We start from the raw sequence: 5,891 nt of genomic DNA on the forward strand, positions 1-5,891 counted from the left end.
TCTGTATGTGAGACACAGCTGAGTTTTTTCAGTTGTGTGTGTATCAGAGTTGGTTCGGTGGTTTTATATCTGACCGTGTCCAACATTGTTACCTCGCAAAGCAGCGCGAACCGCGGTGCAACACCGGATGTAAATTCGTGTGTTTGCTCTGGTGGTTCGAAGAGTATAAATACGTTTGATACGTATATAATAGGGCTGTTTAAGTGGAGAATGGAACGCGAACCGGCATCATCTGAATATGGGTGATGTGCGGTAGTTTATTCTGACGTTGGTATTGTGGCGATGCGGACATTCATTGAAATGACCGCTGATTCCTTTAACGTTTTACGCCTGGTTTTGTTAAGAACATTAACAAGAACAAGTGTGTATTTCGAAAGAAAAAAAGATAGAAAGTAATTCTGGTTGATCCTGCCAGAGGCCATTGCTATCAGGGTTTGACTAAGCCATGCGAGTCGAGAGGGGTAAAGCCCTCGGCATACTGCTCAGTAACACGTGGTTAATCTGCCCTTGGGTGAGGGATACTCCCGGGAAACTGGGGCTAATACCTCCTAGTGGATATAACCTGGAATGGTATATCCTCGAAAGATTCATCGCCCAAGGATGAGACTGCGTCCGATTAGGTTGTTGGTGGGGTAACGGCCCACCAAGCCTTTAATCGGTACGGGTTGTGGGAGCAAGATCCCGGAGATGGATTCTGAGACATGAATCCAGGCCCTACGGGGCGCAGCAGGCGCGCAAACTTTACAATGCGAGCAATCGTGATAAGGAAACCCTGAGTGCCTGTCGATGCAGGCTGTTCATATATCTAACCCATATGTGAAGAAAGGGCAGGGCAAGACCGGTGCCAGCCGCCGCGGTAATACCGGCTGCTCGAGTGATGGCCACTATTACTGGGTTTAAAGCGTCCGTAGCTTGATTTTTAGGTCTCTTGGGAAATCTTAACGCTCAACGTTAAGGCGTCTAAGAGATACCGGGAATCTTGGAACTGGGAGAGGTAAGCCGTACTTCGGGGGTAGGAGTGAAATCTTGTAATCCTCGAGGGACGACCTATGGCGAAGGCAGCTTACCAGAACAGCTTCGACAGTGAGGGACGAAAGCTGGGGGAGCAAACGGGATTAGATACCCCGGTAGTCCCAGCCGTAAACAATGTGCGTTAGGTGTGTCGGTTACCACGCGTAACTGATGCGCCGAAGAGAAATCGTGAAACGCACCACCTGGGAAGTACGGTCGCAAGGCTGAAACTTAAAGGAATTGGCGGGGGAGCACCACAACAGGTGGAGCCTGCGGTTTAATTGGATTCAACGCCGGACATCTCACCGGATAAGACAGCTGAATGATTGTCAATCTGAAGGTTTTACATGACTAGCTGAGAGGAGGTGCATGGCCGTCGTCAGTTCGTACTGTGAAGCATCCTGTTAAGTCAGGCAACGAGCGAGACCCACGCCAACAATTGCCAGCAGCATCTCCGGATGGCTGGGGACATTGTTGGGACCGCCTCTGCTAAAGGGGAGGAAGGAATGGGCAACGGTAGGTCAGCATGCCCCGAATTATCCGGGCTACACGCGGGCTACAATGGCCGGGACAATGGGCAACAACACCGAAAGGTGCAGTCAATCTCCTAACCCCGGCCTTAGTTAGGATTGCGGGTTGCAACTCACCCGCATGAATCTGGAATCTGTAGTAATCGCGTTTCACTATAGCGCGGTGAATACGTCCCTGCTCCTTGCACACACCGCCCGTCAAACCATCCTAGTGGGGTTTGGATGAGTCCCTGGTCTTTGCCGGGGTCGAATCTAGGTTCCGTGAGGAGGGTTAAGTCGTAACAAGGTAGCCGTAGGGGAATCTGCGGCTGGATCACCTCCTAATGATCCAAAACCGAAGTAAGACGTTCGATGGAATCATCAAAAGCGGTCATTTCAATGAACCGTACAATCGCCACAGTATCAACATACAATATGCACTCACACGTGCTGATGAAAAAAACAGCAGCAACCCTGTGCCTGTTACAAACCGTAACACTCCCTGTTACCAATTGTAACCGAAACCGTTACACCACCTGTAACACCGCACAACCAATATCAGTGTGAGGGGCGCGTAGCTCAGCTGGAAGAGCGCGGCGTTTGCAACGCCGAGGCCTGGGGTTCAAATCCCCACGCGTCCACTCCGCAGCCGCTTGTAACTGACGCAGAACGACTTCTCTTTGAGAATCCCGTTCTCTCCTCTTGTTACCGGTTGCGGTTGCAATGCACCCGGAAACGCGAGTTACCGGGGAAGGACCGAGAGTCACTGACTCTTTGAGGTCGTGTATAGGTTTTGCATTTGGACGTTAAATGGGTATCAGCGGAAACCTTTCGCGAAACCTCTCGAAAGCGTATCTTTGTCGGTAAGGCAAAAACCACTTTAAGAGAACAGTCGGAAGCAATCCCTGGTTATAACAATTCCATTTATCACAAATAATCCAATCGTACCAAACAAACGATTACATCTGGACATACCTTCGGAGCACCTTATTTGAGATACGGTGTCTTCGAAATAAAACCTGGTTCTTATGCCGGTTAGTGGATGGTTCGGTTTGAGAGCCGATGAAGGGCGTGCCAAGCAGCGAAATGCCCCGGGAAGACGCAAGGAGTCTGTGATCCGGGGATCCCCTAATAGGACCTCCGTACCATTATTATGGTAAATCCGTCAGGATGGGGAACCTCCCGAAGTGAAACATCTCAGTAGGGAGAGGAAGAGAAATCAATTGAGATTACGTTAGTAGAGGCGATCGAACCCGTAAGAGTCTAAACCGAATCCCTTGCAAAAGGGACATGTGGTGTATGGCCTTCAGCATGGTATGATACTGCCTAATGAAAGTGACCTGGAATGGTCCGCCTAAGAGGGTGACAGCCCCGTACGTGGTGGCAGTATTAACCTAGAAGAGACCTGAGTAGCGTGGGTTGGCATTCCCGCGTGAACAAGGGGGTCACCTAACCTCCAAGACTAAATACTCCTCAAAACCGATAGCGAATTAGTAGCGTGAGCGAACACTGAAAAGTATCCCTGAAAAGGAAATGAAAAGTGCCTGAAACTAACCGGTGATCGTGTGTTGCGGCATGCAAGGACCTTCTGTTCGAAAGAACCCGTCGCGAGGCGGTAGTATGAGAGCAGTTGCCGATGTCGCAACTTACGTTTTGAAGAACGGGCCAAAGAGTGTATTCCATTGGCGAGGTTAACCGTTAAGGGTAGCCATAGCGAAAGCGACACGACCGTAGATTCGTCTTGGGTCGGCGTACTAATAGTGCGTGGAGTCAATGGGATACGACCTGAAACCTGGTGATCTATGCCTGAGCAGGTTGAAGCGTGCCGAAAGGTGCGTGGAGGACCGCATGCGGTTTTGATATGCAAATCATTCGCGTGACTTGGGTATAGGAGTGAAAGATTCATCGAACCGGGTGTCAGCTGGTTCCTCTCGAAACATGTCTAAGCATGACCTCGACCGAGAATGACAGTGAGGTAGAGCACCTATTGGGAATCCCGGGGAAGAAATTCCTCGCTTCCTTGTAAAACTCCAAACTCCCTGTCTTCGTAGACGTCGGGCAGTCCGGGCTACGGGGTAAGCTTGTAGTCCGTAAGGGAGACAACCCAGACCATGGTTAATGCCCCCCAATGTAGGCTAAGTGTCAACACTGAATGAAGTCCTAGGTCAAAGACAACTGGAAGGTGAGCTCAGAAGCAGCTATCCTTTAAAAAGTGCGTAACAGCTTACCAGTCAAGATTTAGGGCGCAGAAAATGGACGGGGCTCAAGCCTACTGCAGATACCATGGCGCATCCTTCGGGATGATCGAGTAGAGAGGCGTCCTGTATGGGCTGAAGCAGGGTCGTAAGTTCCTGTGGACCGTATAGGAATGAGAATTTTGGCAGTAGTAGAAGCAAAGAATGGTGAGAATCCATTCCGCCGAAGGGGCTAGGTTTCCTCGGCAATGTTCGTCAGCCGAGGGTTAGTCGGTCCTAAGTCGTATCATAAGTTGAATACGGCGACAGGGAAACAGGTTAATATTCCTGTACCATGCGTTAATATACTGACGCATCGGGTTACACACAGCGGAACCGTCGTTCCGTCCAATCGTATAAGCTCTTGGAGTACCGTAATGGTGAGAATTGAGCGAAATCGTGATGGCGTAAGTATGTTCATACCTGGTGCCCGTGAAAAGGTAACGCATTGACCGTACCGAGAACCGACACAGGTGCCCCTAGTTGAAAAGACTCAGGCGTGTCGGAATTATTTGTGGTAAGGGAACTCGGCAAAATGGCCCCGTACCTTCGGAATAAGGGGTGCCTGCCTGGTGATCAGGCAGGTCGCAGTGACCAGGGAGCTCTAACTGTCTAACAACAACATAGCAGACTGCAACTCCGTAAGGACTAGTATAGTCTGTGAATCCTGCCCAGTGCGGGTATCTGAACACTGAGTACAATCGGACGAAGGACCCGTAAACGGCGGGGGTAACTATGACCCTCTTAAGGTAGCGTAGTACCTTGTCGCTTAATTGGCGACTTGCATGAATGGATTAATAAGGGCTCTACTGTCCCTACCGCAAATCCGTTGAACCTTTTATCCTTGTGCAGAGGCAAGGGACTCCCATCGGGAAGTGAAGACCCCATGGAGCTTTACTGCAGCCTGTCGTTGAATTACGGTATTACATGCGCAGCGTAGATGGTAGGTGTTAATGCTCATATTCCGGTATGAGTGGAGCCAACGTTGAGACACCATCCTTGTTCTGCTGTAGTTCTCACTCGAATTCATTTCGAGGACATCGGTAGGTAGGCAGTTTGGGTGGGGCGCCACACCCTCGAAAACATATCAAGGGTGCCCTATGGTCAACTCATGTGAGTCAGCAACTCACAGGAGAGTGTCAAGAGCATAAGTTGGCTTGACGTGATTTCGCACAGCAAGAAATCACGAGTGGAAACACGGGTCTAACGAACCAATACGCCTTTTTGGTGAGGGCTATTGACTACAGAAAAGCTACCCTGGGGATAACAGAGTCGTCGCCGGCAAGAGCACATATCGACCCGGCGGCTTGCTACCTCGATGTCGGTTCTTTCCATCCTGGCTGTGCAGCAGCAGCCAAGGGTGAGGTTGTTCGCCTATTAAAGGGGATCGTGAGCTGGGTTCAGACCGTCGTGAGACAGGTCGGTTACTATCTGATGGGAGTGTTCGAAATCTGAGAGCAAGAATGAAATAGTACGAGAGGAACTTTCATTCGTCACCTCTGGTGTATCGGTTGTCTGACAAGGCAGTGCCGAGCAGCTACGTGGCACGAGATAAAAACTGAAAGCATCTAAGTTTGAAACTTCGCTTGAAAAGAGATTTCGTTACAGAGCACCGGTAAAAGACCGGGTTAATAGGTTTGGGATGTACGCACGAAGGCAACGACGTGTTCAGTCCGCAAATACTAACGCTCAAATCCAGATTTTCTGGTATGTCTATTGTCTCAAAACAACACAGGATGATAATCGTTCATTACAATTCGGATTGGCAGTGACAGATGGAATTGAAATCTTTCGGGATTTCTTCTCTGTTCTTACGAGAATCCCTTCGCGACACGGTTTCGCTGTGCCCAGACGTTATCCAAATGCAAAACCCATGCCCTTAATAAACAGTAACCGCGAATATTAGTATCCCAGTTACTGTGCCAAGTTGGCGGAGCGGCCACGCGGCTGCCTGCAGAGCAGCTCTACTCCCGTTCAAATCGGGAACTTGGCTTGGGGGATTCTGCGGCCAGAGCAGAGAGGTTCACCCGGACCCATTCCGAACCCGGCAGTTAAGCTCTCTTACGTCGGATACTGTACTGAGATACGCGAGTTCTCGGGAACTATTCAACGCTGCACCCCCCCTTCTTCTTTGTAG

At 50.1% G+C, this 5,891-nt stretch carries 2 tRNA genes and 3 rRNA genes; all 5 read left to right on the top strand.

The features are described 5' to 3' along the window. The first annotated feature begins 395 nt into the window (after nucleotides 1-395). The 5 genes from O0S10_RS10245 (at nucleotide 396) to rrf (ending at nucleotide 5,875) form a co-directional block, all read left to right on the top strand. Nucleotides 396-1,863: ribosomal RNA gene (locus O0S10_RS10245) — 16S ribosomal RNA — on the top strand. Nucleotides 1,864-2,088: 225 nt separating this feature from the next. Then, nucleotides 2,089-2,161, top strand: a tRNA-Ala gene (locus O0S10_RS10250). Between the two features lie 373 nt (nucleotides 2,162-2,534). Then, a 23S ribosomal RNA gene (locus O0S10_RS10255) occupies nucleotides 2,535-5,458 on the top strand. A gap of 217 nt (nucleotides 5,459-5,675) precedes the next feature. Beyond that, nucleotides 5,676-5,747, top strand: a tRNA-Cys gene (locus tag O0S10_RS10260). Between the two features lie 7 nt (nucleotides 5,748-5,754). Then, a 5S ribosomal RNA gene (rrf, locus tag O0S10_RS10265) occupies nucleotides 5,755-5,875 on the top strand. Together the 16S, 23S and 5S rRNA genes with 2 tRNA genes alongside form the textbook arrangement of a ribosomal RNA operon. Nucleotides 5,876-5,891 lie beyond the last annotated feature (16 nt).

It is taken from the genome of Methanocorpusculum petauri (assembly GCF_026891975.1).
GTDB classification, from domain to species: Archaea; Halobacteriota; Methanomicrobia; order Methanomicrobiales; family Methanocorpusculaceae; genus Methanocorpusculum; species Methanocorpusculum petauri.